This is a genomic window from Nocardia sp. NPDC055053 (genome assembly GCF_053608285.1).
On record NZ_JBSGVD010000007.1, the window covers coordinates 190,472 to 215,940 of the forward strand.

Below are 25,469 nucleotides of genomic sequence, written 5' to 3' on the forward strand. Positions count from 1 at the left end.
TGAGGTGGGCGTGAATACGGCTGCGACGGAATGGGTTCGGGTACTCCGACCGGATCAGGCGCCGCGCGGGCAACTGGTCTGCCTGCCGCCGGGCGGCGGCTCGGCCGCCTTCTACCGCGAACTGGCGCGACACATCGGACCAGGGGTCGACGTCGCCGCCGTGCAATACCCGGGCCGCCAGGATCGGCTCGGCGATCCGATGATCACCGACCTGCACGAGCTCGCCGACCGGATCGCCGCCGACCTGCTGCGGCAGCCGAGCCGCCCGCGCGCGCTGTTCGGGCACAGCATGGGCGCGACCGTGGCCTATGAGACCGCACGGCGGCTCGCCGCGGCGGGTCGGCCGGTTGATCAGCTCATCGTCTCCGGTCGTCCCGCACCGGAATTCGTCGAGACCCAGCGGCTGCACCAGGGCTCTGATGCCGCCCTCATCGACGACCTCGAGCGCCTGGCCACCGACCCCGCGCCCGTGCGGTTGCTGCGTACAGAGCCGGGCCTGGCCGACCTGGTGCTGCCCGCCGTCCGCGCCGACTATCAGGCTGTCGAGACCTACCGGCACCAGCCCGGATCCCCGCTGAGCTGCCCGGTCGTGGCGCTGGTGAGCACCGAGGACCCGACCACCACCGTCGAGCAGGCCGGACAATGGCGCACGGTGACCGACGGGGCGTTCACGCTGCGTACCTTCTCCGGTGGGCACTTCTACCTCGACGAGCAGCCCGCCGCGGTGGCGCAGGAGATCACGCGGCACCTGAGCTGAGCCCGCGGTGGCGCTGCTGATACAGACGCACATAGCCCGCCCACGACACGAGCACGGCGAGCGCGGCCACCAGCCGCACCACGCCGATCGCGCTGTCGGGATAGATGACTCCGGTCAGGTAGTAGTCGATGAAACCGCTCGCAGGCAGCGCGGCTTCGCCTGCCCGTCGGTGTGCCCAGTTCTCGGCGTGGGTCAGCGGGCAGTCGAAGCCGATCAGGATCGTGCCGAATCCCCACGACGCGGCCAGCAGATGCAGGCCGATGGTGCGGGGCCACCGCCACGCCAGGAAACCGCCGGCGACCACGTACGCGATGAACGCGACGTGGGTGACGGCGATGAGATCGGCCAACACCCGGAACGGCACCTATTCAGAATAGGTATCCGATCGGCGACCGGAATCATGATCAACATTCCGGTTCGGCATCGCTTGGATCGCGGTTACCAGGGGGAGGGCTGGTAGTCCTTGAGGAAGCAGCCGTACAGGTCGACGCCGTTCTCGCCCTGCACGATCGGGTCGTACACGCGGGCGGCGCCGTCGACCAGGTCCAGCGGCGCGTGGAAGCCTTCTTCGGCCAGGCGCACCTTCGTGTAGTGCGGGCGCTCGTCGGTGATCCAGCCGGTATCGACCGCGGTCATCAGGATCGAGTCGGCCTCGAACATCTCCAGGGCGCTGGTGCGGGTCAGCATGTTCAGCGCGGCCTTGGCCATATTCGTGTGCGGGTGGCCCGGGCCCTTGTAGCCGCGGCTGAACTGGCCTTCCATCGCCGAGACGTTCACCACGTACTTGCGGCGGCCCGCCGCGGCGGCCATCGCCGGACGCAACCGCGACACCAGGATGAACGGCGCGACCGAATTGCACAGCTGCACTTCCAGCAGCTCGGTGGCGTCCACCTCGGCCACGGTCTGCACCCAGCTGTTGGTGTGCGCGAGATCGGGGACGAGGCCGCCCGCGTCGATCGCCACGCCCGCGGCGATCCGCTCCGGGGTGGCCGAGCCGGCGACCAGCGCCAGCTCGGCGACATCGGCGGCCGACAGCGACGGCGTCAGCGAGGCGGTCAGCGCGGTGGGGTGAGCCTGCATCGTCTTGCCGAAGGTGACCATCTCCGGCAGCATGCCGGCGGGCAGCGGCGCGGTCTCGGCGTCGACCAGGGCGCTGTAGGCGCCTGCCGAGCGGCGCACGGTCTGGGCGGCGTTGTTGATCAGGATGTCGAGCGGGCCCTGCGCGGCGACGTCGTCGGCCAGTGCGACGACCTGCGCCGGATCACGCAGATCGATGCCGACGATGCGCAGTCGGTGCAGCCAGTCGGCGCTGTCCTCCATCGCGGCGAAGCGGCGGATCGCGTCGTTGGGGAAGCGGGTGGTGATCGTGGTGTGCGCGCCGTCGCGCAGCAGCCGCAGCGCGATGTACATGCCGATCTTGGCGCGGCCACCGGTCAGCAGGGCACGCTTGCCTGCCAGGTCGGTGCGGGCGTCCCGCTTGGCGTGGCTCGCGGCCGCGCAGTCGGGGCACAGCTGGTGGTAGAACGCGTCGACCTGGGTGTAGCGCTGCTTGCAGATGTAGCAGGGACGCGCACGCAGCAGCGTGCCCGCGCTCGCGCCGGTGGTGGCCGAGCTGATCTGGATGCCCGCGGTCTCGTCGTCGATGCGCTGCGGCGAGCCGGTGGCCGTTGCCGCGATGACCGCGCGGTCCGCGGTGGCGACCTGCTCCCTGGCCTCGATGCGACGGCGCTGCTTGAGCTTCTTGAACATGTGCCCGACGGCGCGCTGCACCGCGATCGAATCGGGGTGTTCCTTCTCCAGCTGCCCGGCTCGTTCCAATACTCGCAGACAGGTCGCCAACTCGTCCGGATCGATCATGTTCTCGGTCATCGGGGAGTGCGGCATTCCTTCGTGCGGGAGCGGGGGACGACACTTATTGTCGCATTGGCCGCTCGACGGACCCGCTGGGTATCGTGGTGCACCGCTGCCGCAACCGCGCGGCGGCCACCGAACCCGACGGAGCAGCCCGATTTCCCCGCTCGACACCGACACCGCAGACGCGCCGCGCAGGCGCAGGCTCGAACCCGACGAGCGACGCGCGCAGATCCTGGCCTGTGCCATCGACATGTTCGGTGAACGGCCCTACGCGGCGGTGTCGACCGCGGAACTGGCCCAGCGCGCCGGTGTCGCCCGCGGGCTGATCAACCACTATTTCGGCAACAAGCGCGACCTGTACCTGGCGGTCGTGCGCCGGATGGTGACGCTGCCGCGCCCGGACAAGGTGTCCATCCCCGAGGGCACCCCGGGCGAACGGGTCGACGCGATCGTCACCTGGCTGCTCGACACCATCGCCGAGCACGGCACCACCTGGGTGAAGGTCACCAGTCACGAGGGTGTCGGTGACGATCCCGAGGTGCAGCAGATCCTCGACCAGGCCGACGACGCCGCCGCCGAACGCATGCTGGTGATGATCGGGCGCCCCGATGTGGCAGACAGTGCACCGTTGCGCGCACTGGTCCTTGCCTACGCCGGATTGGTGAAGGTGGCCGGTCGTGAGTGGATCACCCGCAGCACGCTGACCAGGGATCAGGTGCACCGCCTGCTCGCCGACACCCTGCTCACCGTCATCACCGAGACGATGCCGAGCGTGGAACCGCGGTCGGGCGTGGCAGGCTAGGAACCGACCTGCGCTGGGCGGGATTGGGGACCGCGATCTCCCTGGCGCCGTAGCGCTGCGGGTCGATATGTCCCGGCGCGTGCCCGCTGCGCCCGTAGAGCTGCTCGATCCGCTCCTCCCGGTGATGCTCGAACAGCAGCGCCGCGGCGCCACCGAGGAGGAATACCGCCGTGGAGACGCCCGCGAGCACCGCGTACCCGACATACCCCGACCCCGCGGCGACGAGCGTGCAGGCGAGGCTGATGACGCCGATCGCGCACGCGATGATGCCGGGAACGTTGTAGTCGTCGGCGAGCAGATCGCCGGCTTGGGCATGCCAGCCGGGCTCGTCTGCCGAAGTGGTGCTGCCGGGCATCGGGTCCTCCTCGCGAGCTCGAAATGCGCGCACTGGTACCTGTGACCAGCATGGACCCGAAGCGGGTGACGTGGCAAAGGGTTTGCCGCTTCGTTACCGGTATCCATTCCCCTGGATCCGGTCCGGACAGTACGTGAGCGCATTTGCCGTTTGCGCTGACCAACCGGCCCCGGAGTCCCTATCCTCGTCGCGTAACCCGGCGTTGCAAGGTTGTTATGTTTCCGCGCCGGGGGGATTGGGAAGGGACCCGGGGTTGATGGCACGGTACGACGAATGGGACGACGACCCCGAGGAGGAAACCGAGGATCGGCGCTGGAACGGCCAGCGCTGGCCGCACGCGACACCGGCGGACGGTGGACAGGGCGGTCGCGGCGGTGACCAGCCGCGGATCAACCCCTACGCGATGGTCGCGCTCGCCGCCGCGCTGGTGCTGCTGTTCCCGATCGCGATCGTGTTCGGGCTGCTGTCGTTCGGGCATCCGCGGGGGCGGGGAATGGCGCTGTTCGCGCTGCTGCTGGGAATCGCGGAGGTGGCCGCCGTCGCGGCGGTCGGGCTCGTCGCGTTCGGCGGGCTGGAGATCGAGGTGCCCACGCTGGCCCAGACGACAACGACAGCGGCCTCGGTGACCACCACGACGGTGTCGTCCCATGGCGCGCCGACGGCGACCGGAACCGTTCCGGTGGTGAGCCCGTCGGGTGGCGTCGTCGAGAAGGGCACACCCTGTTCGGCGGACCGGGCGGGATTGCTCGGGGTAGCGGCGGACGGTGCGACCCTGCTGTGCCTGCGGGCCGACGGCAACTACACCTGGTCCGGCCCGTTCAAGGTGTCCGGGTCGTACTACACCCCGGGTGAGCGCTGCGATCCGTCGGTCGACAAGTCGGGGCGCACCTCCGACAACCACGCGCTGGTGTGCGAGGGCAAGGCAGGCACCGGCAGCTGGGTGCCCTGGACCGAGGAATAGGTCTCAGTCGCCCTTCTTGGCCCGGCTCGGCTGCACCCGCGGCGGCTCGTTCGGCATCTTCGGATACTGCGGCGGCCACGGCGCGTCCATCAGGCCGTCGGCCATGTCGCGTTCCGACATCGCCAGCAGCGGTTCGATCGATTGCGGCGTGCGATCGGCCCACGGGTCGCCCAGTTCGGCAAGCCGGCCAGGGACAGTGGCGAGGGTGAGCTCGTCGGGGACGACGGTGTCGAGTTCGGACCACATGATCGGAGTCGAGACCTGACCGCCGACCTTGGGTCGGACCGACCAGGCGCCGAACACCGTCTTGTGCGGCGCGTTCTGGTTGAAGTCGACGAACACGCGTGAGCCGCGTTCCTCCTTCCACCACTGCGCGGTGATCTCCTCGGGATGCCTGCGTTCGAGTTCCCTGGCCAGCGCGACGGCGGCCGCCCGCACCTGGTAACCGTCCCAGCGTGGCTCGAGCGTGGTGTAGATGTGCAGCCCGCGCGAACCCGAGGTCTTGATCCGGCAGTCGATGCCGAGTTCGCTCAGCAGGTCGCGGGTGAGCCCGGCCGCGTGACGCAGATCGTCGAACCCGATGCCCGGCGAGGGATCGAGGTCGATCCGCAGCTCGTCGGCGATCTTCAGGTCGGGCACGTGATTGGGCCAGACGTGGAAGCCGAGGCAGCCCTGGTTGACCGCCCACAGGATGTGCGCGAGATCGTGCGCGACCAGCGCGTCGCTGGTGGTCCCGTTCGGGGTGGACACTTCGACGGTCTGCAACCACTCCGGCGCCGACTTGGGAACCCGCTTCTGGAACCACGACTTGCCCGAAGCGCCGTCGGGATAGCGTTCCAGCAGCAGCGGCCTGCCCCCGATCACGCCGAGCAGCGGATCGGCCACGGCCTGGTAGTAGCGGACGAGATCGAGTTTCGTCTCGCCGCGCTTGCTGAAATAGACCTTGTCCGGGTTGCTGATCGACAGCGCGCGGCCGTCGGCTTCGACCTCGACCGCGGCGCTCATCGTTCGGCTCCGAAGATCGCGTCCAGTTCGGCCGGGGCGACCTCGTCGAGCTGGGCGTAGGTGCACGAGTCGGGGGTGCGGTCGGCGCGGAATCGGACCAGCCGCCCGCCGTGGCGGAAGCGTCCCGATTGGACGTGCTCGTAGCGCACCTCGGCGACCAGCTCCGGCCGCAACGGTTCCCATGAGAGGTCCTTGCCGCCGGTCCAGCGACTCACCCCGCCGGGCATCTTGCCGTTCGCGGTGGCCTGGGCGTCGGCCCACGTTCGCCACGGATGATCGTCGAGCGCGTTCTCCCGCAGCGGTGCCAGCTCGCCGAGCAGTTCGCGGCGCCGGGCCGCGGTGAAGCTGGAGGCGACCCCGACATGGTTGAGGTTGCCCTTGTCGTCGAACAGGCCGAGCAGCAGCGACCCGACCCCTTCGCCGTCCTTGTGCAGCCGGTACCCGGCGACCACGCAGTCGGCGGTGCGTTCGTGCTTGATCTTGAGCATCACCCGCTTGTCCCGCAGGTAGGGCAGATCGTCGGCCTTGGCCATCACCCCGTCGAAGCCCGCGCCCTCGAACCGGGTGAACCAGTCCTGCGCGACATCGGGATCGTGGGTGATCGGCGTCAGGTGGATCCGCCCCGGCGCGGCATCGAGCAGGGATTCGAGTTCGCGCCTGCGCTCGGTGAACGGCTCCTTCGTCAGGTCGCGCTCGCCGAGGGCGAGCAGATCGAACGCAACGAAGCTGGCCGGAGTCTCCACGGCAAGCTTGTTCACCCGCGACGCCGCCGGATGCAGCCGCTGCTGCAAGGTGTCGAAATCCAGGCCCTGCTCGGTGACGACCACGATCTCCCCGTCGACGACACAGCGCTGCGGCAGTGCGGCTTTCAGCAGCTCGGCCAGTTCGGGGAAGTACCGGGTGAGCGGGCGGTCGTTGCGGGAACCCAGTTCGATCTCGTCGCCGTCGCGGAACACGATGCAGCGGAATCCGTCCCACTTCGGTTCGTAGGCGAGCGCTGGTTCGCGGGGCAGCGACGGCGTCGACTTGGCCAGCATCGGGCGCACGGGCGGCATCACCGGTAGATCCATCCGATCCTCCTCGCGAGTGGGTTCACCCGTGTCGACGGCGCGAGCGCACCCGATTCATCGGTGCGAGTTCGATCGTAGGGCGGCCCACCGACAGCGCGCGGATATCGAGCGCGGCGGTGTCGCGGTCAGCTGTCGAGCCAGCCGTGCTCGTCGGCGAAGAGGGTGAAGCGGTCGCGGATGGTGATGATCTCGGCCGCGGTCAGGGCGGGCGAGGCTTCGAGCAGCAGTTCGGTGATCTGCCTGCGCAACTCGTCGGCGCCGAGCCGATCGCCGCCCGGGCGGTCCTTGCGCGATTTCGGCGGCGGCGCGGCGTGGCCCACCGCGGTCAGATTGATCGCCTTGGGGCCACGATCGCCCTCGGTGACGTCGAATTCGAACAGCCTGCCCTGGCGGAGCTCGTCCTCGTCGAGCCCGATGTCGTTGACGTGGACGAACACATCGGGCCCGCCGTCGTCGGGCCGGATGAACCCGAAACCCCGTGACCCGTCGAACGACACCAATTTCCCGATGGACACCAACCAGCTCCTCGCTCCGCTTCCCGAGGCCACTCTAACGCGGCTTTTGGGCGTTTTTCCCGGAAAGTGGACAGACCGCGACAACACGACGCGGGTCCGCGGCCGGACCGACCGGGCATGGTCACAATCCGGCAACTGTTCGTTCACATCGCCTCGTTAGCGTTCCGAATCTGTTCGGTACGGGTGTGGAGGTTGTGACGAGTGTTCGACCCCGGGTCGGGGATGAGGTCGGGGGGAAACGATGCCGGGCGCGGCGTCCTGACGGCACCGTCGCGTGCCGCGTCCGAGCCGGTGTGTTTCCGGCCGCCGGCGCCGCCGGTCGCAGTGCTGGCGCCGCGACCACGCCCGGCGCACGTGCCGCTGGCGCCCGCCCAGGAACGGATGTGGCATGCCGCCCGGCTCGGCCGGTCCGCGGACTGGAACGTCGCCCGCGCCATCCGGCTGCGCGGCGCCGCCGTCGATGTGCCCGCGCTGCGGTCCGCGCTCGACTGCCTGGTCGCCCGGCACGAACCGCTGCGGACCACCTACCCGGCGACCGACCGTGGCCCTGCCCAGCGGGTCATCGATCCCGCTGACGTCGAGCTCGACGTGACCGAATGCGCTGTCACCGCCGCCGAACTCGGCACCGCGGTGGCCGCATTGGCCGCACGCCCCTTCGATCTCACCCGCGACCTGCCGGTGCGGGCGCGGCTGTTCGTGCTCGGCCCCGACGATGTCGTGCTCGCGCTGGTCGTGCACCACATCTCGGTTGACGGCCGGTCGATGGGCCCGCTGATCCGTGACCTCGTCACCGCCTATCCGGCCTGCCGCGGCGGCAGGGCCCCGGAGTGGTCGCCGCTGCCGGTCAGCTACACCGACTACACGCTGTGGAAGCACGCCCAGCTGGGCGAGTTCACCGACGAGTGGAGCCGCGCGACCCATCAGCTGCGGTACTGGGCCAATGCGCTGGCCGGTCGTCCCGCACTGCTCGATCTGCCTGCGCGGGAACAACAGTCACCGCCGCTCGACCCTACGGCGGGCGCGCTGCTGCCGATCTCGTTCGACCCGCGGACCCACGCCGGTCTGCTGCGGCTGGCGCAGGACGGACGGGCCAGCCTGTTCATGGTCCTGCAGGCCGCTTTCGCGGTGACCGTCGGCGCGTTCGCGCGCAGCGCCGATGTCACGGTCGCCACCGCGGTGTCGGGCCGCGACCACCGCCTGCTCGACGACCTCGTCGGCAACTTCTCCGACGACGTGCTGATGCGGGTGCGCCTGGACCGCGCGGGCGATGTCGGCGAGTTGATCGACCAGGTGCGCCGCGTCGCGCTCGCCGCCTACGCCCACCCGGACACCCCCAACCCCCGCCTGAAGCGTTGCCTCCTCCAGGACGCCGCGCTGCCGCTGTTCCAGGCGACGCTGATCCTGCAGCGCGGCCCGGCCCCGCGCAGTACTCCCGAACCCGCTCCCGCACACGGCTTCTCGATCACCGAGGTGCCGACCGGCGTGGTCAGGGCCAAGCACGATCTCGAGTTCGGCCTGACCGACCACTACGATCCGCACGGCGCCCCCGCGGGAATCGACGGCTCGTTCCTCTACCCGATCGCCCGGTTCGACGAGCAGACCGCGCAACGGTTCGTCGCCCGGTTCCGGGCGGTCGCCTGCTTGCTCGCCGACGGCTATCGCGGCCCGCTGCCTGCCCTGCTGGCGACCGCGGGACGGCGCAGCCCGCTCTCGACCGCCCGCAGGGCAGCGCGCGTGCTGGTGTGATCAGCCGCCGCGTTCGAGTGGATAGCCCGCGTCGCGCCAGGCCACGATGCCACCAGCGAGGCTGAACGCGTCATAGCCCGCGCGGTGGGCCAGTGCGGCGAAGCGCAGCGAGGTCTCACCCACCGGGCACACGAACACGACCGGCCGTGATCGGGGAAACGGCACACCCTGGGCGAACATCTCGTCGAGCTGGTCGTCGCGGATATTGAGCGCGCCGGGCACGTGCCCGACCCGATAGGCCATGGCGCCACGGGTATCCACGACAGTGGGACGCCCGGAGCGGTCGAGCTCAGCCAGCGCGGCGGGGGTGAGCGTCGGGGCGGCTGCGGTGTCGTCGGGGCCGGGTGCGGCCGGTGCGGCGGACTTGCCGAACAGGTCGGGTCTGCGCTTGGCGAAGTAGGACAGGTACGGCTCCAGGCGGTCGCACACGATGAGGACCGCGACCAGCGGCCGGTCGGCCGGGCGGGGCGCGTCGGCCAGGGTGCGCAGGGCGGCGGCGTAGCCCGCGCCACTGGTCGGACCGGCCAGTACGCCGTAGCCACGGACCAGCTCGAGGGTGGCCTCGATGGCGGCCGCGGAGTCGACGGTGACGATGTCGTCGTAGAAATCAGGCCGGAACAGCCCGACATCCCACATCTCGCGTTCGGACCGGATGCCGGGGATGAAGTCGAACCGGTCCGACACCACCCCGATCGTGCGCAGCTCCGGATGACGATCGAGCAGCGCGGTGGCGGTGCCGCGGGTGGAGCCGCTGGTGCCGAGGCCGCCGACGAGATAGTCCAGGTGCGCGATCCCCGCCTCGGCGAGATCGGCGGCGATCTCGGTGCCGGTACCGTCGAGATGCGCCGCGACATTGCGGTCGTTGGTGTACTGCGACGGATGGAACCACCGGCCGGGCGCCTGACCCGTCGTCTGCGCGATGACCGCCGAGACATCGTCGGCCGCATGGGGATCGGGGCATTCGGACAGGCCGGGCAGTTCCACGATCTCGGTGCCGAGCAGCTGCAGCAGTTGCCTGACCTCGGTCACCCTGATCCGGTTGGTGACCGCGCGCAGCGGAATGCCGTGCAACGCGCCGAGCACCCGCAACGCCTTGGCTGTGTTGCCGCTGGAGGCCTCGATGAACGACTGCCCGTCCGCGGCGATCCGGTCCAGGTCGGCGCGGATCATCGCCCAGGCGACCCGGTCCTTGACCGAGCCGAACGGATTGTGCGACTCCAGTTTCGCGTACAGGTCGACATCGGCGAGCCCATGAACCGCCGGATCGAGGCGCAGCAGGGGAGTGTTGCCGATCAGCTCGGTGATGTGGGTGTAGACCATCACCGCACCCCGGGTCGATAGTCCGCGTCGGCACACAGGTCGTACGTGCCGTTCCGGTGCAGCACAGCGACTTTCGCCGGTGCCGGGTGCATGCTGGCCCGCGCCGCGGACAGGTCCATGTGATACGCGGCGGTATTGGCGAACACGACCGGATCTCCCGGTGCGGGCACTCCGGCGAGCCGCACCTGCCGTTGCGTGATCAGATCCCGCTCCAAGCACAGGTGACCGGCGAAATACACCCCGACGGCAGCGGATACCGCAGGTTCGGCCAGCACGATCGGATCGATGAGTACCTCCTGGTCGGCGGCGGTGACCGTGTCGCGGCTCAGGTCCAGATGCACCAGCGTCGCCCCGTTGCCCGCGCGTTTGACGAATTCGACCTGGGCGAGGGTGATCCCGGCCTGATCGACGAGCGCCTTGCCTGGTTCGAGCCACAGCTCGAGCAGATTGTCGGCGAGCACCCGGCTCAGCGCCCGCCCGCCGTGCCCCGGCAGCGGCGTGCCGAGCAGGTCGGCCAGGATCCCGGCGGCCGATTCGGTATTGGCGTACTTGTGGAACACCGGTCCGCCGTGGACCGCGCCGTCGGCCACGTGATAGCCGAACGTATTGCTGCCCCAATGCAGTGCGCGACCGTGGCCGAGGAGACCGGCGCGCAGCGCGTGATCGTAGGCGTCGTAACCAGCGGCGTCGGCGGTGAAGACCTGCCGCAGCCCGCCGCCGATATCGAGCACCGTCGGCGTCAGATCGTGCTCGTACGCGCGCTCGACCAGATCGAGGCACTCGGCCACCGCCTGGACGCGTTCGGCCGTGGCCGCGGTATCGAGGTGGAACGCGAAACCCAGCAGCCGCAGCCGATCCCGGTAGCGGGTCAGCAGGCCGAACGCTGCCCCGGCGTCGCCGAGGTCGATCCCGAACCGGCTCGGGGAGCTACCGGGGAAGCCCGAGATACGCAGCAGCACAGGAACACTGGTGCCCGGCTCGACCAGCCCTGCCAGGGTCTCGAGCTCCCACAGATTGTCGACATTGATCGTGACACCCGCCGCGAGGGCGGTCCGCAGCATCGCCGCGCCCTTGGGTCCGGTCACCTCGATCCGGTCGGGGGGAAACCCGGCGGTCTGCGCGGACAGCAGTTCCCGCGCGGAGGCCACGTCGACCGAGATACCCGACGCGGCGGCGGTGCCCGCGAGCGCCGCGGACCGATTCACCTTGTGCGCGTAGCAGATCCGGTACCTGGTGGCCGCTCCGTCGAGTACGCCGCGCAATGCGGCCAGATTCGCGGTGAACACCTGCGGGAACACCAGATGCACCGGCGACCCGAACCGGTGCAGGGCCGCGCGCACGGCAGCCCGGTCGTCGAGGAACGCCGCGACCAGTGGATGGAGCGCGGCGGGAACAGCCGGCGGCGGCGTCATCCCACCGCCGCGCCCGGCGCCTGCGCCTGCACGTCGTCGACCGGGTTGTAGCCGCCGTCACGTAGGGCCTCGAACACGCGGAACCGATTGCGCGGACTGCGGATTCGGGCGATCACCCGCTTGGACTCCAGGTCGATCTCGACGACCGGGATGTCCATCGATTCGAGCAGCGCGGTGATCGTGCGGACACAGTGCTTGCAGCTCATGTCGGGGACGTAGAAGATGCCGTCGTCCCCGGACGGCGCACCGTCGGGTTCCTGCTCGGCGGTGTCCTCGACAACCTCCACCGTGCCCGCCAGCGCGGCGAACGTCTCGACGAACCGATCGACCACCGTCGCCAGTACGTGCACCGCCACACCGTCTACCGTCTGCGGTGCCGCCGCCAGACAGGCGGGCCGGGATTCGGCGGGCAGCAGCGCGTACTGGCGCGAGATCAGATCCAGATCGTCGTGGTACCTGGCGACGGCCGCCTCGACATCGAGCCCCTCCTCGGTGGTGGCGCGGCGCATCACCGCGCGCGCGTCGCCAATGGTGGCGTCTTTCATCGCCCGCAGGATCGTGATCGAGTCGGCGGTGTAGCGCACGCTGCCGTCCGGCTGGGTGACCAGTCTCACCGGGATCATCCCGCGCCGGAACGTCGAGGCCTGCAACTCCCAGAACCAGCGGGTCGCCACCGCGGCGAAAATGCCGGAATCACGCATCCCCCTGGCGAATTCGCCGACATCCCGATAGGGCGTGTCGGCGGCGATGAGCCCGTGCTGGGTCAGTGCGCGGCCGGTGGCCTCCACCCCGACCCGGAAGATCTCGTGCGGATCGTGATCGGTGGTGGTGGCGGCCAGCACCGCGAGATCGGGTTCGGTCAGCGCGGCCGACCGCTCGACCACACCGGACGCGGCCAGCGAACGCCACAGTGCCAGAACGGTTTCCCTGGCCACCACCGCGAGCTCGGGACCCGCGCCGCCGGTGCGGAAGTACCCGGTGTTGGGTATGCCCGCGCTGTCGGTCCAGGTGATGCGATGGGTCGCGCTGGTCACCTGCTCCGGGCGGCACGGCCGCATGAAGCGTTCCAGGTACATCCGCTGGGACTGCGTCAGCGCGCTGCCCGGCTCGGGCCGTAACGCGGTGGCGCGAAATGTGATCCGGTGCGCTGACGGCGCTTCGGCGGCCGTGAAGAGCCCGGGGGCCGCCAGGCGGGCCAGAACCCGGGACGCGGCGCGGCGGTCGTAGTGCGGCGCTGCAGGCATGGCCATCGTTGCTCCTCGGCTCGGGGTCAGGAAGTGTTCATCGCCCCTGGCCGGCGATACCGGCCACGCAGGCGACGAACCGATCGATCTCGTCGAGGGTGTTGTAGAGGTGGGTGCTCACCCGCACCGACCCGGCGTCGGGATCGGCCGACGGCACACAATGCGCCCCGGTGCGGACCAGGAAACCGGACTCGGCCAGCACGAACCCGAGATCGGACGCGCCGATCCCGTCGAGGGTGAACGAGACGATTCCGTACCCCACCGCACAGCGCGCGTGCGCGGGTCCCGGCAGGAAGTCCAGTCCGGGAACCGGGCGCAGGCCCTCGATCAGCCGCAGTGTGAGCTCACGGTTGTGCGCGGCGACGGCCGTCGGATCGAGCTCGTCAAGCAGATCGAAAGCCGGTGCCAGGGAGAGGATTCCGGGAATGTTCTGGGTTCCGCCCTCGAGCAGCTGTGGCATCCCGGAACCGACGAGGCCGTCCGTGCCGACCTGGATACCGGAGTGTCCGCCGGGCAGGAACGGCCGCAGCCGGTCGTGTACGCGCCGCCGGCAGTACAGCAGGCCGATCCCGGGCGCCCCGAACATCTTGTGCCCCGCGAACACCGCGAAATCGGCGCCGAGGTCGATCACGTCGACCGGCAGGTGCCCACCGCTCTGCGAGCAGTCGAAGCACAGCAGGATCTCGGGATCGATGCGCCCGCGCAGTTCCTCGAGCGTGGTCAGCCCGCCGTACACGTGATGCAGGTGGCTGGTGGTGATCAACCGGGTGCGCGGCCCCACCTGGGCGAGGATGTCGTCGATATCGGCCTCGCCCGCCGCGGTGCTGCGATAGGGACGCAGCACGATGCGGCGCCCGAACCGGGCCATGGTGTCGCGCAGGTGATGCCAGGGCAGCACATTGGCGGCGTGATCGGCCGGGTTGTAGAGGATCTCGTCGCCGGAGTCCAAGGTGGCCAGGCCCCAGCTGTGCGCGATCGTCCCGAGCGCGGCGGTCGCCCCGCTGGTGAACACGATCTCGTCCGGGTACTGCGCGCCGAGAAACCCGGCGGCACGCGTGCGGATCGCCGTGATCCGCGCGGTCAGCGCCGTCGCCCAGCTGTAGGTGCCACGGCCCGCGTTCGCGGTGTGCTCGCGGTGATAGGCGGTGACGGCCGCGATGACGGTGTCGGGCTTCTGCGTCGTCGCCGCGCTGTCGAGGTATACCACCGCGGGGTCGGCCAGCGCGGGGAAGCGGTCGCGGATCGTCGTTGGCACCGGGGTCGGCGCGTGCCGGGTCACCGCGACGGCGGCAGGCTCGGGCCGGAGGGGGTGCACCCGGTCAACGATACGCACATTTCTGGTACGGCTGACGAAGATTTTTCGCGGACAACGCTTTTCGCGTCGCGGCTCAGTACTTGCCCTGCAGATAGTCGACGAGGTGGCTGCGTTCGGTGGCGAGCTCGGTGATCTCGCTCTTCACCACGTCACCGATGCTGACGATGCCGACCAGCCGACCCGCCTCGACCACCGGCATGTGCCGGATCCGGTGCTCGGTCATGTCCGCGCGCAGCGAGGAGGTGTGATCGTCGGGCCCGCAGGTACGCACCCGGTCGGTCATGATCTCGGTGACCGGCCGGTCGAGCAGCGGGGCGCCGTGCCGGTCGAGGTGGCGCACCACGTCGCGCTCGGAGACGATGCCGCTGATGGCCGCGCCGTCAGGGGAGACCACCACGGCACCGATGTTGCACTCGGCCAGCACCGTGAGCAGGGCGCGCACCGTCGTCTGCGGTGGCACCGTCGTGACTGCCGTTCCTTTGTTGCGCAGGATGTCCGCTATCCGCATATGCCGCTCACCCGTGTCCGCGCCGATGTTCACCTCCAGGATGCCCCGGTGACCTCGCCGTGACCAGCACGAAGACGTTACAACCGGCTATTCGTCGTCCAGGCCCGCCGACAGATAGGCCGCGGCGGCCAGCCATTGGCGGCATTGCGGCCCGTGGACGTCGTGCTGACGCAGCATCTCGCGGGCCTGGCGGTAGGTGAGCCCGTGTGGCTCGTCGCTACACGACCCGGACGGTGTTCCTGCCGCATCGAGGTATCGCGGGACCTCGAGACCGGCGGTTCCGGCCGAGACCCGGCGGGGTGTTCGAAACGGCGTGCTCATCCGAGGCCCCTCGCATCCTGCAGCGGAAGGCGGATCCGGCTGGTGCTGCCGACATCCCTTCCGGTGATCTTGCGGCCTGAGTCTACGGCTGCTTCGTTTGCAGATGCAAGAACATCTGCACAGTCGATCCGGGCGTGTCGGGCGGCTGAAGGGCTTGCGGCGCTTGCGAATTCAGGGGACTGGACGTCACTTGTCGAGACGCCGACCAGGTCGTGTCGTGGGGTAAGTACCGACCGGTGCGCTGGTATCCGGCGCGTGTTAATGTCCCGATCGCACAGTACATCTGCAAGAACGTTTGTGCGTGCATCTGCAACTTTCGCAGCGATGGGCATCATTCGAGAACGAGGAGTGTGGCGTGTCCGGAATGCATCATGATCAGCGGGAACGCCCGGCCGACGGCGCCTGGCGTAAGAGCACCTACAGCAACCCAAGCGGCAACTGTGTCGAGGTGGCCGAAGTGGCCGACGGTTCGGTCGCCGTGCGCAACTCGCGCGACCCGCACGGGTCGGTCATCTTCTATACCCGGCCCGAGATCGACGCGTTCATCCGCGGCGCGAAGGCCGGAGAGTTCGACTACTTGACCAAGTGATCGGTAATATCGGCAGCCATGACGGCTGAACCCGACGAGATCGGTCGCGTGCAACCGGTTGTCGACCGTGGCCCTACCGTGCTGCGTATCGCTCTCGGCGGCCAGCTACGCAAACTGCGCGAGAGCAAGGGCATCACCCGCGAAGCGGCCGGTGACGCGATTCGTGGTTCCCACGCGAAGATCAGCCGGCTCGAACTGGGACGCACCGGATTCAAGGAACGCGATATCCGGGACCTGCTGACGCTCTACGGTGTCCACGACACCGTGGAGCGCGAGTCCTTCTTCGAACTCGCGAGGCAGGCAAGTGAACCCGGTTGGTGGCATCGCTACAGCGATCTGCTGCCCTCGTGGTTCAGCACCTACCTCGGGCTCGAGCAGGCGGCCAGTCAGATCCGCACCTACGAGGCCCAGCTGGTGCCCGGCCTGTTGCAGACGCCGGAGTACACCAGGGCGATCGTCACCCTCGGGTTCGACGACGCCGATACCGAGCGTCGCGTGCAGGTCCGGCAGCGCCGCCAGGATGTCCTGCACCGGTCCGAGCCGCCGGTGGTGTGGGCGGTGATCGACGAGGCCGTGTTGCACCGCCCGATCGGCGGGCGCGAGGTACACCGCGCACAGCTGCGGTACCTGGCCCAGCTGTCGGCACTGCCGAATGTGATCGTGCAGGTGCTGCCGTACTCCGCGGGCGGGCATGCCGCCGCGGGCAGTTCCTTCAGCATTCTGCGGTTCGCCGAGCCCGAGCTGCCCGACATCGTCTATCTCGAGCAGCTCACCAGCGCGCTCTACCTCGAGCGCAGGCAGGACCTGGCGCTGTACAAGTCCGTGATGGACCAGCTCAGCGTCCAGGCCGAACAGCCCGACCGCTCGCGCGCGATCCTGCTGGAGTACGCCGACCGGGTCTGAGGCCGGAACTGCTCAGTATTTGATACAGCCCGCGGCGATGCGCCAGAAGGTGTCGGGGGTCAGCGTCTGCAGATCCCAGTCGTCGGCGAATTCGTGCGCGGTGGTCACGATGCGGTCGATATCGAAATCGTTGCGGGTCGCGGCACCGGTGGACTCCACGGCATCGATGACATAGGCGACCGCGGTTTCCCTGGAGCACCCTGCGGTGTCGGGGTGGGTGGTGGTCGCTGCGCGATCAGCTAGGCCGGAACGGCCGTTGGTGTTGTTCATGTGAACGCCCCTGTGTTTAGGCAGTGGCAAACCCAAGGCAATCTAGCCCCAGGTGTGCCGCTCGCGGCCTCCCCTGACTATCCCCTGAATTGTATTGCGGCCCTGAGTTTAGGACGGGGGCACTTTCAGATGCAAGCACATCTGCACGATCGATTCCGTCTCGATGCGGCGTTTTTCCCGGCTTCTGAGCGGCGAATCCGGGTTTGCGCCACCGTGTTCGCGACCCGTGGGGCATGGATAACGTCGTGACCGGCGGTTCGCCCCCGCCGCCCTGCGGCAACGGGGGTATCACCGGTCCGTCAGAATCGGCCTTCCGGCTGAAAGGGGTTGTAATAGTTAATTTTCGGCTAATGAATCGAGGCAACGGCCGACGCGATGGGCTCCGAACCGGAGACCAGCTCGAGGGTGTGCCGAAAAGTGTTGTCCGCGACCAAGATCGACGCGATCGTCGCGGCCACATCGGCGCGCGGCACCGGGCCGCGCGGAATCGGCGGCGCTCCGAGCGTGACCAGACCGTTGCCTTCGGCGTCGGTCAGCATGCCGGGCCGCAGGATCGTCCAGTCGAGCGCGCGGTCGCGCAGATCGTCCTCGGCGCGAGTCTTGGCATCGAGGTAGGCGGCCCACACCTCGTCGGTCCCCGGCGCGGGTGGCGCGCCCGCGCCCATCGTCGAGATCTGCACGAATCGCCGGACGCCGGTCTGCTCGGCGGCGTCGGCGAGCTGGACCGAACCGTTGAGGTCGACGGTGTACTTGCGCGCGGCCCCGCTGCCAGGGCCCGCGCCCGCGGCGAACACCACCGCGTCGGAGCCCGCGACGGCGGAGGCGAGGTCGTCGGGAGTGTCGCGTTCCATGTCGTAGATGACCGGGACGCCGCCGGTCGCGGCGATATCGGCGGCCTGACCAGGGTCCCGGATCAGGGCGTAGACCTGGTCACCGCGACGGGTGAGCAGCCGGGTCAGCAGTAGGGCGATCTTGCCGTGTCCACCGGCGACGACGATGCGCATGCGAGGAGCTCCTTTCGGGCGGGACGGCGGCCGTCAGCGTTCCGGGCCGCCGGGATTGCAGTTGGCCGACACCGTGGCCGAATAGCCGACGTCGGGTCGCCACGGTTCGAGGTTCCAGCTCGGTTTGTCGGGCGCCACCATCCTCGCCCACACCCAGTGGCAGAGGAATTGGTCGCGCATCCCCGGTGCGCCGGCGTCGGCGTCGAGGGCGAGGACCTCCTGCCAGGCGAGCTCGTCGGTGCCGGGGGTCGAGGTCTTCCTGCCCGCGACGGTGGGGACGACGAGCAGCCTGGCGCCGTCGATGGTCTCGGTCCAGGTCACGTGGTCGATGAGCGGCAGGCCGGCATAGGGATCGACGGTGGTGGTCGGCGGCGCGATGGTGGCAGGCGGCTTGCTGGTGGGCCGCGGCGTCGTGGTGACCGTCGTCGGGGCCGGTGCGGCCGCGTCGTCGGAGCCCGCCGACCCGCAGCCGGTCAGGGCGGCCAGCGCGATCGCGGCGAATGCGGCACCGTTGCGCCACCGTGTCACGGACGCCCCTTCCGTTGTCCCGGACCGTGCGGCCGAGACGCGGCCGCCCGGCCAGCCTAGTGCGGCGGGCCGGGCGGTGCCGGTGGGCTCAGTGCCAGAGCGATCGGCAGGGGAGTCTGCGCAGTTCGGGGCGGACCCGGCCGTCGACGGTCACCAGCAGGCCCGCGTGCACCGCCGCCGTCGTGAACTCCCAGGCCTCGGACGGGGTCGCGGCGTATTCCAGGATCAGGGCGTCTTGCGGTGTCGGGCCGTCGAAGTAGACCGTGATCCGGCGGGTCGGTATCTCGGTCCGTTCGATGCGATGCGGGGTGGCGGCGATGTTCTCGTCGAGGGGAATCATGGCGTGCTCCTTTTCGCCCCGGCACTCGTGAGCGCCTTCCTGCTCGACGGTAGGACCCGGACCATCGAGAAGAACATGTTCTGGATTTCCGCTGGAGATCTCACAGCCCGCCCGGCACCGCGGCCGTAGGCCGACCACATGGGTGCGCAGGCGGCCTGCCTCCCATCACAACTCGCCGCAGAGCTGTTGTGAGCTCCGTCGGTGTCTCTCGGATGCGGTTCCGACGAGCCACGGTACCGGCCGATATCGGTACCGACGGCAGCGACACGGGAGAACAGCCGCACCTGCTGAGCCCGGTGTCGATCGGCCCGGATCCGCTTGCCCCGACGCGGATCCGGGCCGATCGTTGTTGCGATCGTGCCGCATTGCGTCACGACTCGGGCACGACGCCGATTCCGCCGGGTGGTTCCGGCGTACCGTCAGTGATCTGACGAGGGGCGCACTGGGGGAGGTTCGGCGGAATTCGAAGCACCGCATCGCCGCACGTCACGACGAATCCGACGTTGCCACCCGAAGGCGTGTGTGCCATGCGATCTGTGCGTGTGTTGGTCTGCTCGATGCTCCTGCTCTGTTCGTTCGCCGTCGGCACGGCCGCGGCCGAACCGCCACCGACGACGGAATTCCCGGTGCCGCATCCGGGTACGCCGGGATTCCTGCCCGATCTGCAACGCTGGATCGATCAGGTGCTGCCCTCGCCGATCCAGCCCACCGGCGATCCCGATGCCGAACTCGCCGCCCTGCACGCCGCGGTGATGCCGTCGGCGGTCGGCGACCCGATGTTCGACCACTGGCCCGACGGCCTGGCCGAGCTGGCGCCGGGCGACATCATCGAGACCCGCGACGTCATGGCCACCGCGGCCCCGCTCACCCTGGTGCCGATCCGGTCGGCCACCCTGCTCAAGTTCCGCACCGACGACTCGCACGGACGCCCGTCCTTCGCGACGGCGACCCTGCTCGTGCCCGCCACCGACTGGACCGGTCCCGGTGATCGCCCGGTACTGGTCAACAACCTGCCGATCGACGCGCTGGGGCGCGACTGCACGCCGGGATACACCCTGGCGCACGGCCTCAATCTGCATTCGAGCACCACCGAATTCATCCCGCCGACAACGCAATTGGCGGCGCTGCGCGGCTACGCGGTGCTGGTGCCCGATCACGAGGGCCCCTGGATGGCCTATGCCGAGCCGTATGTCGCCGGGCACGCGGTGCTCGACGCGATCCGCGCCGTCCGCGGAATCGACCCGGTGACATTCGGTGACAGCAGATTCGCGATGACCGGCTATTCCGGCGGCGCCATCGCCACCCACGGCGCGGCCAAGCTGATCGATTCCTACGCCCCGGAACTCGCCGACGTGATCGTCGGCGCGGCGCTGGGCGGCGTGCCCGCCGATTTCGAGATTCTCTCGCGCAGTATGAATGCCAACCTCGCTTCCGGCATTTTTATGGCGGCGACGTTCGCGATCGGCCGGGAACGCCCGGAAATCCTGGCCGCGATGAACAATCTCGCGCGCTGGGTGGCGACCTCGGTGATGAAGGACCAGTGCGTCAGCGTGTTCGCCATCCCCGGCGTCTTGCACCTGCCGATCGATGTCGGCGCCAACATCGCCGATCCGCTGCGTTCGGAATTGGCCACCACGATCTACGAGATCACCCGGATGTCCGGGCTGCGCTCGGCCACGCCGCTCTACATCTACAACGGCGAGCAGGAGTTCTGGATCCCCGCCGCCGGCGCGCGCAATCTCTACAACGAGCAGTGCGCACTCGGCGCGAACGCGGTGTACCGCAGCGTGTTCGGTGAACATGTGATCGGTGCGGTCACCGGCTATCCGGAGGCGATGCTGTGGCTGGACGAGCGTTTGCAGGGGGTCGCCGCGCGCAGCGAATGCTGACGGCAAGATTCCTGTGCCGGTTCATGGCGGTTTTCGACAACCGGTGGTGACCTTTCCAGAAACCAGGAGACGTTGGAAAAGCGGCGATTTCGCCGCCTTATGTTCAGTGCGGTTTCGACAAAGCCATTCGTATTTCTCGAATCGCACAGGAAGATACGCCAACAATGAAATCTCCCAGTCGCAGACGGACGCTACAGACGGCGGTGCTGACCGGCGTCGGCGCGCTCGCCGTCGCGCTCACCGGTCCAGGGGCGGGTGCGTCCCCGGCGCCGGCGCCGACCGAGCAGGCCCTCGCCGATCTCATCTCCGAGGGCCGCCAGGTCGCCGGCCCTGGTAGCGGTTCCGCCTGCACCTCCGGCAGCGGCGCCGGTTCGGGCAACGGATCGGGGAACTGCTACGGCGGCTCCGGATCGAGCTCCGGTTCCTCCGGCGGAAAGTCCACCGACACAGTCGGTTACGGACCCGCCCAGACCTCGTTCCTCGGCGCCTTCGCCTACGGCCTCGCCAACGGCGACGCCACCCCGCCCGGTGCGAACGACTGGGCCTGCAAACCGACCGCCGAGAAGCCTCGCCCGGTCGTGCTGCTGCACGGCACCTGGATGAACGCCTACAACGGGTACGCGTTCATGGGTCAGCCGATCAAGGACGCGGGCCTGTGCACGTTCACCTTCAACTACGGCCGCTCCGGCCTGGTCGAAGGCGGCGGCCTCGGTTCGGTCCTGCCCGGCGTCATGGGCACCGGGTACATCCAGGACTCCGCCGATCAGCTCGCCGTCTTCGTCGACCGGGTGCTCGCGGCCACCGGCGCCGACGAGGTCGACATCGTCGCCCACTCCCAGGGCGGCGCGATGGCCAACTGGTACACCAAGTTCGACGGCGGCGCGGCCAAGGTGAAGAACCTGGTCACCTTCGGCGCCACCCACCACGGCACCAGCCTCGACGGCATCGGCGCCCTCGGCCGCGCGATCAACAACCTCGGCATCGACATCCTCGGTCTCGTCGAGATCTTCGTCGGGCACGCCGGTATCCAGCAGACCATCGGCTCGGATTTCGTCAACCAGCTCAACGCCGCCGGTGACACCGTCGCCGGCGTCGACTACACGGTCGTCGGCACCCGCTACGACGAGGTCACCAACCCCTACGACCTGACCTTCCTGAAGCCGGGTCCCGGCGCCACGGTCGACAACATCACCCTGCAGGAGGGTTGCGAACAGGATGTTTCCGACCATCTGACGATGATGTACTCCCCGCGGGCGCTCTCCATCGCGCTGCGGGCCATCGACCCGGCGGGCAACCACGAGCTCGTGTGCACCTTCAACCCCTGGCTGATCGGGGGTGGCGGCTCGCTGTGAGAAACCACGAAGGCGCTGTCCGCACTCGGCGGGCAGCGCCTTCGGCGTTTCCGGGGGAGCGGATCAGGCGGCGGAACGGTAGCTGCGCGCGACGAGCGCGGAACGCAGGTACCACAGACCCGACGGCTGGGTCGGATCGAAACCGGTGAGCTGGCCGATCCGCTTGAGCCGGTAGTCGACGGTGTTGGTGTGCACGTGCAGTACCCGCGCGGTGCGTTGCCGGTTGAGGTTGTTGGCGATGTGGCGCTGCAGGGTTTCCAGCAGCTCGGGGTACTGATCCAGCGGATCGAGCAGCGAACCGAGGAACTCCCGGCCGGGGCCGGGGCGGGTCAGCTGGTACTCCAGGGCCAGCTCGTCGAAGCGGTACAGACCCGAGGTGACCTCGAGTCGCTGCACCATGTCGAGCAGTTCGTGGGCCTGGTCGGCGGCGTCGGGGACGCCGGTCGTCGAGGTCTCGACCATCGCCGCGGTGATTCCGGCCTGGGCGGCCTGGGAGAGCTGGGCGACCAGCGCGGCCAGACCGTCGCGGTCGAAGGTGTCGGCGGGAATGAGCACCGTGCCGCCGTCGACGCTGAGCAGCGACAGCGCCGAATCCCCGCAGCGCTTGGCCAGTTCGGCCTGCACCCGGCGCAACTTGCGGCGGGCGACAACCTTCGCGTCGAGCGCGGGGTTGGCCTCCTCGCGGTGCGGCGGGATCGCCAGCGCGAGCACCGCGTAGGTGTCGGCGATCGCGATCCCGCATTCGCGGGCCATCGTGGAGGTGCTGTGCCCGCCGAGCAGGGCCGAGGTGAGCGTGTGCACCGCGGTGTGGTGCTCACTGACGACACCGCGCAGTTCCCGCACGTAGGCCAGCGACACCTGGGCGGTGATGGTGTCGAGCATTTCCATCACCATCTTCACGCCGTCGACCAGGTTGTCGTAGTCCTTCACCGACGCGTTGGAGACGACCAGGTCGAGGCCGATCTTGAAGCCCTCGGCGATCGAGTGGTGGATCGTGTCGATCGGCACGCCCTCGCGGGCCCAGCCGCTGGCCGCGTCCTGCAGGCGCTGCAGTTTGTTCGGGATGTCGCGGCCGTCGAGCATGCTGACGGCGAATTCGAGGCAGATCCGGGTGATGGTGGTGACGTCGCCGGTGATGGCATCGCCGGGCAGCGTGCCGCAGGGGACGACATTGGCGACGAAGTGGCCGACCATCTGCCGGGAGAGGGCACGAACGTCCTTCAACGGCGACGACATCGGCTGACCCGAGATGGTCAGCGATTGCCGGGGTGGATTATCGACGGACATCTGTGTTCCCTTCGCCCAATTTCGGCTGTGCCCCCGCTGTCCAGCGACTTCACCCTAGCCAACCGGCGCCGATGCCGGAATGGAACGTCGGGTAATGGGTCGTGGACTCATGCTTGCCTGCCTGCTTGGTGAGCGATCACAAGTCTGGTCCATCGGTATGAGTGGTTGTAGAGTTCTCCGCGCCGGAACGAACCGATAGGGGGCACCACCATGCGACCTGCCGTCCGTTGTCTGGTCTGGGAACTGGACGAAACGCTGTGGGACGGTGTGGTCCACGACGCGACCAGCACAACGCTGCGCCCGCAGGCACTGCGTACGCTCACCAAGCTGAGCGAGCGCGGTGTGCTGCATGCTGTCGCGGCACGGGGTGATCGTTCGCGCACGTTGCGGACGCTCTACCGGCACGGGCTGTACGAGATGTTCTCGGCGGTCGAGGTGGGCTGGGGTCGCAAGTCGGCCTCGATCGTGCGCCTCGCCGACACCCTCGGGCTCGGCCTGGAGGGGATGGCGTTCGTCGACGCCGAGCCGGTGGAACGCGCCGAGGTCTCGCGGGCGCTGCCGATGGTGCGCTGCTATGCGGCCCGCAATGTCGACATGCTGCCGCTGCTGGCCGATTTCCGGCACGACCTGCGCTCGGGCCCGGTGCCGACCCCGCCGCTGGGGTTCGCGCGCGTTCCGGCGCTCTGACCGGCGCGAATTCGGCTGCGCGCGCTGCGTTTACGCACGGACTGCGGCATCGCAACCGCTGCAAAGTTGCACAGTGTGCCAAAACGGCGGTGCCGCACGGGTTCAGGACTGGTCCGGCAGCAGCGCCAGCGTGAGTTCGGCCAGCCGATCCGGGGCGGCGACCACGTCGTAGGCGGTGATCCGGCCTGCGTGCACGGTGAACGTGACGGCGAACAGCGGCTTGCCCGCCGGTGCCACCACCAGTCCGGGCCGCCCGTCGACGAGGAGCAGCACGGCATCGCGCGACCGCTGCCGCAGCACCAGCGTGCCGTCGGCGACCGCGGCGGCGCCACGGACGAGTGCCGCCATCCCGGGCGGTAGCGCCGCCGGATCGGCCGTGCGCACCACGTCCGGTGCGAGCACGGCCAGCAATTCGCCCAGGTCACCTTCGCGGGCCGCCTTCAGGAACGCCGCCACCGCGACGCGTTGCTCCGCCAGTTCGGCCTGATCGACGCGAGCAGGCGCGTGTACCCGGAGCCGGGCCCGGCTGGCGAGCTTCTTGGTGGTGGCCGGTGTCCGCCCGAGCATCGGCGCGATGTCAGCGAACGGCACCGCGAACAGATCGTGCAGGACGAACGCGACTCGCTCCTCCGGCCCGAGCACATCGAGCACAACGAGCAGGGCGCGTCCGACCGAATCCGCCAGCAGCGCTTCGTCCTCGGGATCGGCGCCGGGTCCGGTAGCGCGAGCCTCGACGGCCGCAACGTCGGTGGTCTCCGCGCGCTGCGCGCGAACGCGCAGGGCGTCCAGGCAGATCCGGGTCACGACGGTGGTCAGCCAGCCGTCGATATTCGTGATCTCGGCCGCGGCCACCCGGTCCAGCCGCAGCCAGGTCTCCTGCACCGCGTCGTCGGCCTCGGCGGCGGAGCCGAGCATCCGGTAGGCGACGCCACGCAACCGGGTACGCCGCTGCTCGAAGGCGAGCGCGAGCGAATCCGCGGGCATCGGTCACCTTTCGGTCGGGCCGTTCGTCACACACGACGACGGCGACTGCCGTCGATCACCGTAGACCGGAGGAACCGTTCGATGCACACCAGCTATGTCGTCGTCACCGTGCTCGCCGCGCTGGCCGCACTCGCCGCCGCCGCGATCGATGTCGTGCGTGCCGACTGGGTACGCGAGAACATGCGCCACTACGGCGTCGCACCGTGGACGCTCACCCCGTTGGCCGTGATCAAGGCGGCCGGTGGGCTGGGTCTGCTCGCCGGTCTGGCCTACCGGCCACTGGCCGTCGCCGCCGCGGCCGGGTTGGTGCTGTACTTCGTCGGCGCCGAGCTCACCGTGCTGCGGGCTCGGTGGTACGGGCATCTGGGCTACCCGCTGCCGTATCTGCTGCTGTCGGCCGGGTCGCTGGCGCTGGCCCTGGCGTGAGGTGGTGGTGGCGCGCCACGTCGGC

Annotated in this window: 28 protein-coding genes; 10 read left to right on the forward strand and 18 right to left on the reverse strand. The window is 69.3% G+C overall.

Annotated elements, in window-relative coordinates; genetic code table 11:
* Nucleotides 1–4: 4 nt before the first annotated feature.
* On the forward strand, nucleotides 5–757 hold the full coding sequence (locus ACWF82_RS10305) for a thioesterase II family protein (RefSeq protein ID WP_452499927.1): 753 nt from the start codon (nucleotides 5–7) through the stop codon (nucleotides 755–757).
* Here the strand turns inward: ACWF82_RS10305 and ACWF82_RS10310 are convergent.
* The gene (locus tag ACWF82_RS10310; RefSeq protein ID WP_452499929.1) at nucleotides 738–1,121 is read right to left on the reverse strand and encodes a DUF2784 domain-containing protein; all 384 of its coding nucleotides are present in this window, start codon (nucleotides 1,119–1,121) and stop codon (nucleotides 738–740) included. The two genes, ACWF82_RS10305 and ACWF82_RS10310, sit on opposite strands and share 20 nt — an antisense overlap.
* A gap of 74 nt (nucleotides 1,122–1,195) precedes the next feature.
* Complete coding sequence (locus tag ACWF82_RS10315) at nucleotides 1,196–2,626, reverse strand: SDR family NAD(P)-dependent oxidoreductase (protein WP_452499930.1); 1,431 nt, start codon at nucleotides 2,624–2,626, stop codon at nucleotides 1,196–1,198.
* Between the two features lie 46 nt (nucleotides 2,627–2,672).
* On the opposite strand from ACWF82_RS10315, the gene ACWF82_RS10320 reads away from it, so the two are divergent.
* On the forward strand, nucleotides 2,673–3,413 hold the full coding sequence (locus ACWF82_RS10320; protein ID WP_452499932.1) for a TetR/AcrR family transcriptional regulator: 741 nt from the start codon (nucleotides 2,673–2,675) through the stop codon (nucleotides 3,411–3,413).
* Here the strand turns inward: ACWF82_RS10320 and ACWF82_RS10325 are convergent.
* Nucleotides 3,364–3,768 carry a hypothetical protein gene (locus tag ACWF82_RS10325; protein ID WP_452499934.1) on the reverse strand — a complete coding sequence of 135 codons (405 nt, stop codon included), beginning with the start codon at nucleotides 3,766–3,768 and terminating at the stop codon, nucleotides 3,364–3,366. The genes ACWF82_RS10320 and ACWF82_RS10325 overlap by 50 nt on opposite strands.
* Nucleotides 3,769–4,024: 256 nt before the next feature.
* On the opposite strand from ACWF82_RS10325, the gene ACWF82_RS10330 reads away from it, so the two are divergent.
* Entirely contained in the window at nucleotides 4,025–4,729 is a 705-nt protein-coding gene (locus tag ACWF82_RS10330; protein WP_452499936.1) for a hypothetical protein, read from the forward strand.
* Nucleotides 4,730–4,732: 3 nt separating this feature from the next.
* On the opposite strand, the gene ligD is transcribed toward ACWF82_RS10330, so the two are convergent.
* The 3 genes from ligD to ACWF82_RS10345 all read right to left on the reverse strand — a co-directional run bounded on the left by ligD (nucleotide 4,733) and on the right by ACWF82_RS10345 (nucleotide 7,322).
* Nucleotides 4,733–5,734 carry a non-homologous end-joining DNA ligase gene (gene ligD, locus ACWF82_RS10335; protein ID WP_452499938.1) on the reverse strand — a complete coding sequence of 334 codons (1,002 nt, stop codon included), beginning with the start codon at nucleotides 5,732–5,734 and terminating at the stop codon, nucleotides 4,733–4,735.
* Nucleotides 5,731–6,804, reverse strand: coding sequence for an ATP-dependent DNA ligase (locus ACWF82_RS10340; RefSeq protein WP_452499939.1), 1,074 nt, complete (start codon nucleotides 6,802–6,804; stop codon nucleotides 5,731–5,733). Before ACWF82_RS10340 ends, ligD begins: the two co-directional genes overlap by 4 nt.
* A gap of 125 nt (nucleotides 6,805–6,929) precedes the next feature.
* A complete protein-coding gene (locus tag ACWF82_RS10345; protein WP_452499941.1) occupies nucleotides 6,930–7,322 on the reverse strand; it encodes a cold shock domain-containing protein in 393 nt (130 codons plus the stop codon).
* Between the two features lie 219 nt (nucleotides 7,323–7,541).
* Between ACWF82_RS10345 and ACWF82_RS10350 the strand changes: the two genes are divergently transcribed.
* Nucleotides 7,542–9,065: a condensation domain-containing protein gene (locus ACWF82_RS10350; RefSeq protein ID WP_452499943.1), complete on the forward strand. Its 1,524-nt coding sequence runs from the start codon at nucleotides 7,542–7,544 to the stop codon at nucleotides 9,063–9,065.
* On the opposite strand, the gene ACWF82_RS10355 is transcribed toward ACWF82_RS10350, so the two are convergent.
* From ACWF82_RS10355 to ACWF82_RS10380, 6 genes are all read right to left on the reverse strand, one after another.
* On the reverse strand, nucleotides 9,066–10,385 hold the full coding sequence (locus tag ACWF82_RS10355; RefSeq protein ID WP_452499945.1) for a pyridoxal-phosphate dependent enzyme: 1,320 nt from the start codon (nucleotides 10,383–10,385) through the stop codon (nucleotides 9,066–9,068).
* Nucleotides 10,385–11,797, reverse strand: a complete 1,413-nt coding sequence (locus ACWF82_RS10360; protein ID WP_452499947.1) for a decarboxylase — start codon at nucleotides 11,795–11,797, stop codon at nucleotides 10,385–10,387. Before ACWF82_RS10360 ends, ACWF82_RS10355 begins: the two co-directional genes overlap by 1 nt.
* On the reverse strand, nucleotides 11,794–13,047 hold the full coding sequence (locus ACWF82_RS10365) for a heavy-metal-associated domain-containing protein (protein WP_452499949.1): 1,254 nt from the start codon (nucleotides 13,045–13,047) through the stop codon (nucleotides 11,794–11,796). Before ACWF82_RS10365 ends, ACWF82_RS10360 begins: the two co-directional genes overlap by 4 nt.
* Before the next feature lie 31 nt (nucleotides 13,048–13,078).
* On the reverse strand, nucleotides 13,079–14,356 hold the full coding sequence (locus tag ACWF82_RS10370) for an aminotransferase class V-fold PLP-dependent enzyme (RefSeq protein ID WP_452499950.1): 1,278 nt from the start codon (nucleotides 14,354–14,356) through the stop codon (nucleotides 13,079–13,081).
* Nucleotides 14,357–14,429: 73 nt separating this feature from the next.
* Nucleotides 14,430–14,864 carry a CBS domain-containing protein gene (locus ACWF82_RS10375; protein ID WP_452499952.1) on the reverse strand — a complete coding sequence of 145 codons (435 nt, stop codon included), beginning with the start codon at nucleotides 14,862–14,864 and terminating at the stop codon, nucleotides 14,430–14,432.
* A gap of 87 nt (nucleotides 14,865–14,951) precedes the next feature.
* Nucleotides 14,952–15,185 carry a hypothetical protein gene (locus tag ACWF82_RS10380; RefSeq protein WP_452499954.1) on the reverse strand — a complete coding sequence of 78 codons (234 nt, stop codon included), beginning with the start codon at nucleotides 15,183–15,185 and terminating at the stop codon, nucleotides 14,952–14,954.
* 364 nt (nucleotides 15,186–15,549) lie between these two features.
* On the opposite strand from ACWF82_RS10380, the gene ACWF82_RS10385 reads away from it, so the two are divergent.
* Complete coding sequence (locus tag ACWF82_RS10385) at nucleotides 15,550–15,774, forward strand: DUF397 domain-containing protein (RefSeq protein ID WP_452500056.1); 225 nt, start codon at nucleotides 15,550–15,552, stop codon at nucleotides 15,772–15,774.
* Nucleotides 15,775–15,792: 18 nt separating this feature from the next.
* Complete coding sequence (locus ACWF82_RS10390) at nucleotides 15,793–16,677, forward strand: helix-turn-helix domain-containing protein (RefSeq protein WP_452499956.1); 885 nt, start codon at nucleotides 15,793–15,795, stop codon at nucleotides 16,675–16,677.
* A gap of 12 nt (nucleotides 16,678–16,689) precedes the next feature.
* Here ACWF82_RS10390 and ACWF82_RS10395 read toward each other — a convergent pair whose 3' ends face one another.
* The 4 genes from ACWF82_RS10395 to ACWF82_RS10410 form a co-directional block, all read right to left on the reverse strand.
* Nucleotides 16,690–16,947: a hypothetical protein gene (locus ACWF82_RS10395; RefSeq protein WP_189028143.1), complete on the reverse strand. Its 258-nt coding sequence runs from the start codon at nucleotides 16,945–16,947 to the stop codon at nucleotides 16,690–16,692.
* Between the two features lie 347 nt (nucleotides 16,948–17,294).
* Nucleotides 17,295–17,951: an NAD(P)H-binding protein gene (locus tag ACWF82_RS10400; RefSeq protein ID WP_452499957.1), complete on the reverse strand. Its 657-nt coding sequence runs from the start codon at nucleotides 17,949–17,951 to the stop codon at nucleotides 17,295–17,297.
* 33 nt (nucleotides 17,952–17,984) lie between these two features.
* The gene (locus ACWF82_RS10405) at nucleotides 17,985–18,479 is read right to left on the reverse strand and encodes a DUF2599 domain-containing protein (RefSeq protein ID WP_452499959.1); all 495 of its coding nucleotides are present in this window, start codon (nucleotides 18,477–18,479) and stop codon (nucleotides 17,985–17,987) included.
* A gap of 88 nt (nucleotides 18,480–18,567) precedes the next feature.
* Nucleotides 18,568–18,819, reverse strand: coding sequence for a hypothetical protein (locus tag ACWF82_RS10410; RefSeq protein WP_452499961.1), 252 nt, complete (start codon nucleotides 18,817–18,819; stop codon nucleotides 18,568–18,570).
* A gap of 527 nt (nucleotides 18,820–19,346) precedes the next feature.
* On the opposite strand from ACWF82_RS10410, the gene ACWF82_RS10415 reads away from it, so the two are divergent.
* Nucleotides 19,347–20,708 carry a lipase family protein gene (locus ACWF82_RS10415; protein ID WP_452499963.1) on the forward strand — a complete coding sequence of 454 codons (1,362 nt, stop codon included), beginning with the start codon at nucleotides 19,347–19,349 and terminating at the stop codon, nucleotides 20,706–20,708.
* A gap of 164 nt (nucleotides 20,709–20,872) precedes the next feature.
* Nucleotides 20,873–22,060 carry an esterase/lipase family protein gene (locus ACWF82_RS10420; RefSeq protein ID WP_452499965.1) on the forward strand — a complete coding sequence of 396 codons (1,188 nt, stop codon included), beginning with the start codon at nucleotides 20,873–20,875 and terminating at the stop codon, nucleotides 22,058–22,060.
* A 63-nt stretch (nucleotides 22,061–22,123) separates the two neighbouring features.
* On the opposite strand, the gene ACWF82_RS10425 is transcribed toward ACWF82_RS10420, so the two are convergent.
* Nucleotides 22,124–23,347 (reverse strand): PucR family transcriptional regulator, encoded by a 1,224-nt coding sequence (locus ACWF82_RS10425; RefSeq protein ID WP_452499967.1) that lies wholly within the window; start codon nucleotides 23,345–23,347, stop codon nucleotides 22,124–22,126.
* A gap of 210 nt (nucleotides 23,348–23,557) precedes the next feature.
* Between ACWF82_RS10425 and ACWF82_RS10430 the strand changes: the two genes are divergently transcribed.
* The gene (locus ACWF82_RS10430) at nucleotides 23,558–24,034 is read left to right on the forward strand and encodes an HAD-IIIC family phosphatase (protein ID WP_452499968.1); all 477 of its coding nucleotides are present in this window, start codon (nucleotides 23,558–23,560) and stop codon (nucleotides 24,032–24,034) included.
* Between the two features lie 102 nt (nucleotides 24,035–24,136).
* Here ACWF82_RS10430 and ACWF82_RS10435 read toward each other — a convergent pair whose 3' ends face one another.
* Entirely contained in the window at nucleotides 24,137–25,018 is an 882-nt protein-coding gene (locus tag ACWF82_RS10435) for a sigma-70 family RNA polymerase sigma factor (protein WP_452499970.1), read from the reverse strand.
* An 81-nt stretch (nucleotides 25,019–25,099) separates the two neighbouring features.
* On the opposite strand from ACWF82_RS10435, the gene ACWF82_RS10440 reads away from it, so the two are divergent.
* Nucleotides 25,100–25,444, forward strand: coding sequence for a DoxX family protein (locus tag ACWF82_RS10440; RefSeq protein WP_452499972.1), 345 nt, complete (start codon nucleotides 25,100–25,102; stop codon nucleotides 25,442–25,444).
* Nucleotides 25,445–25,469: the final 25 nt, after the last annotated feature.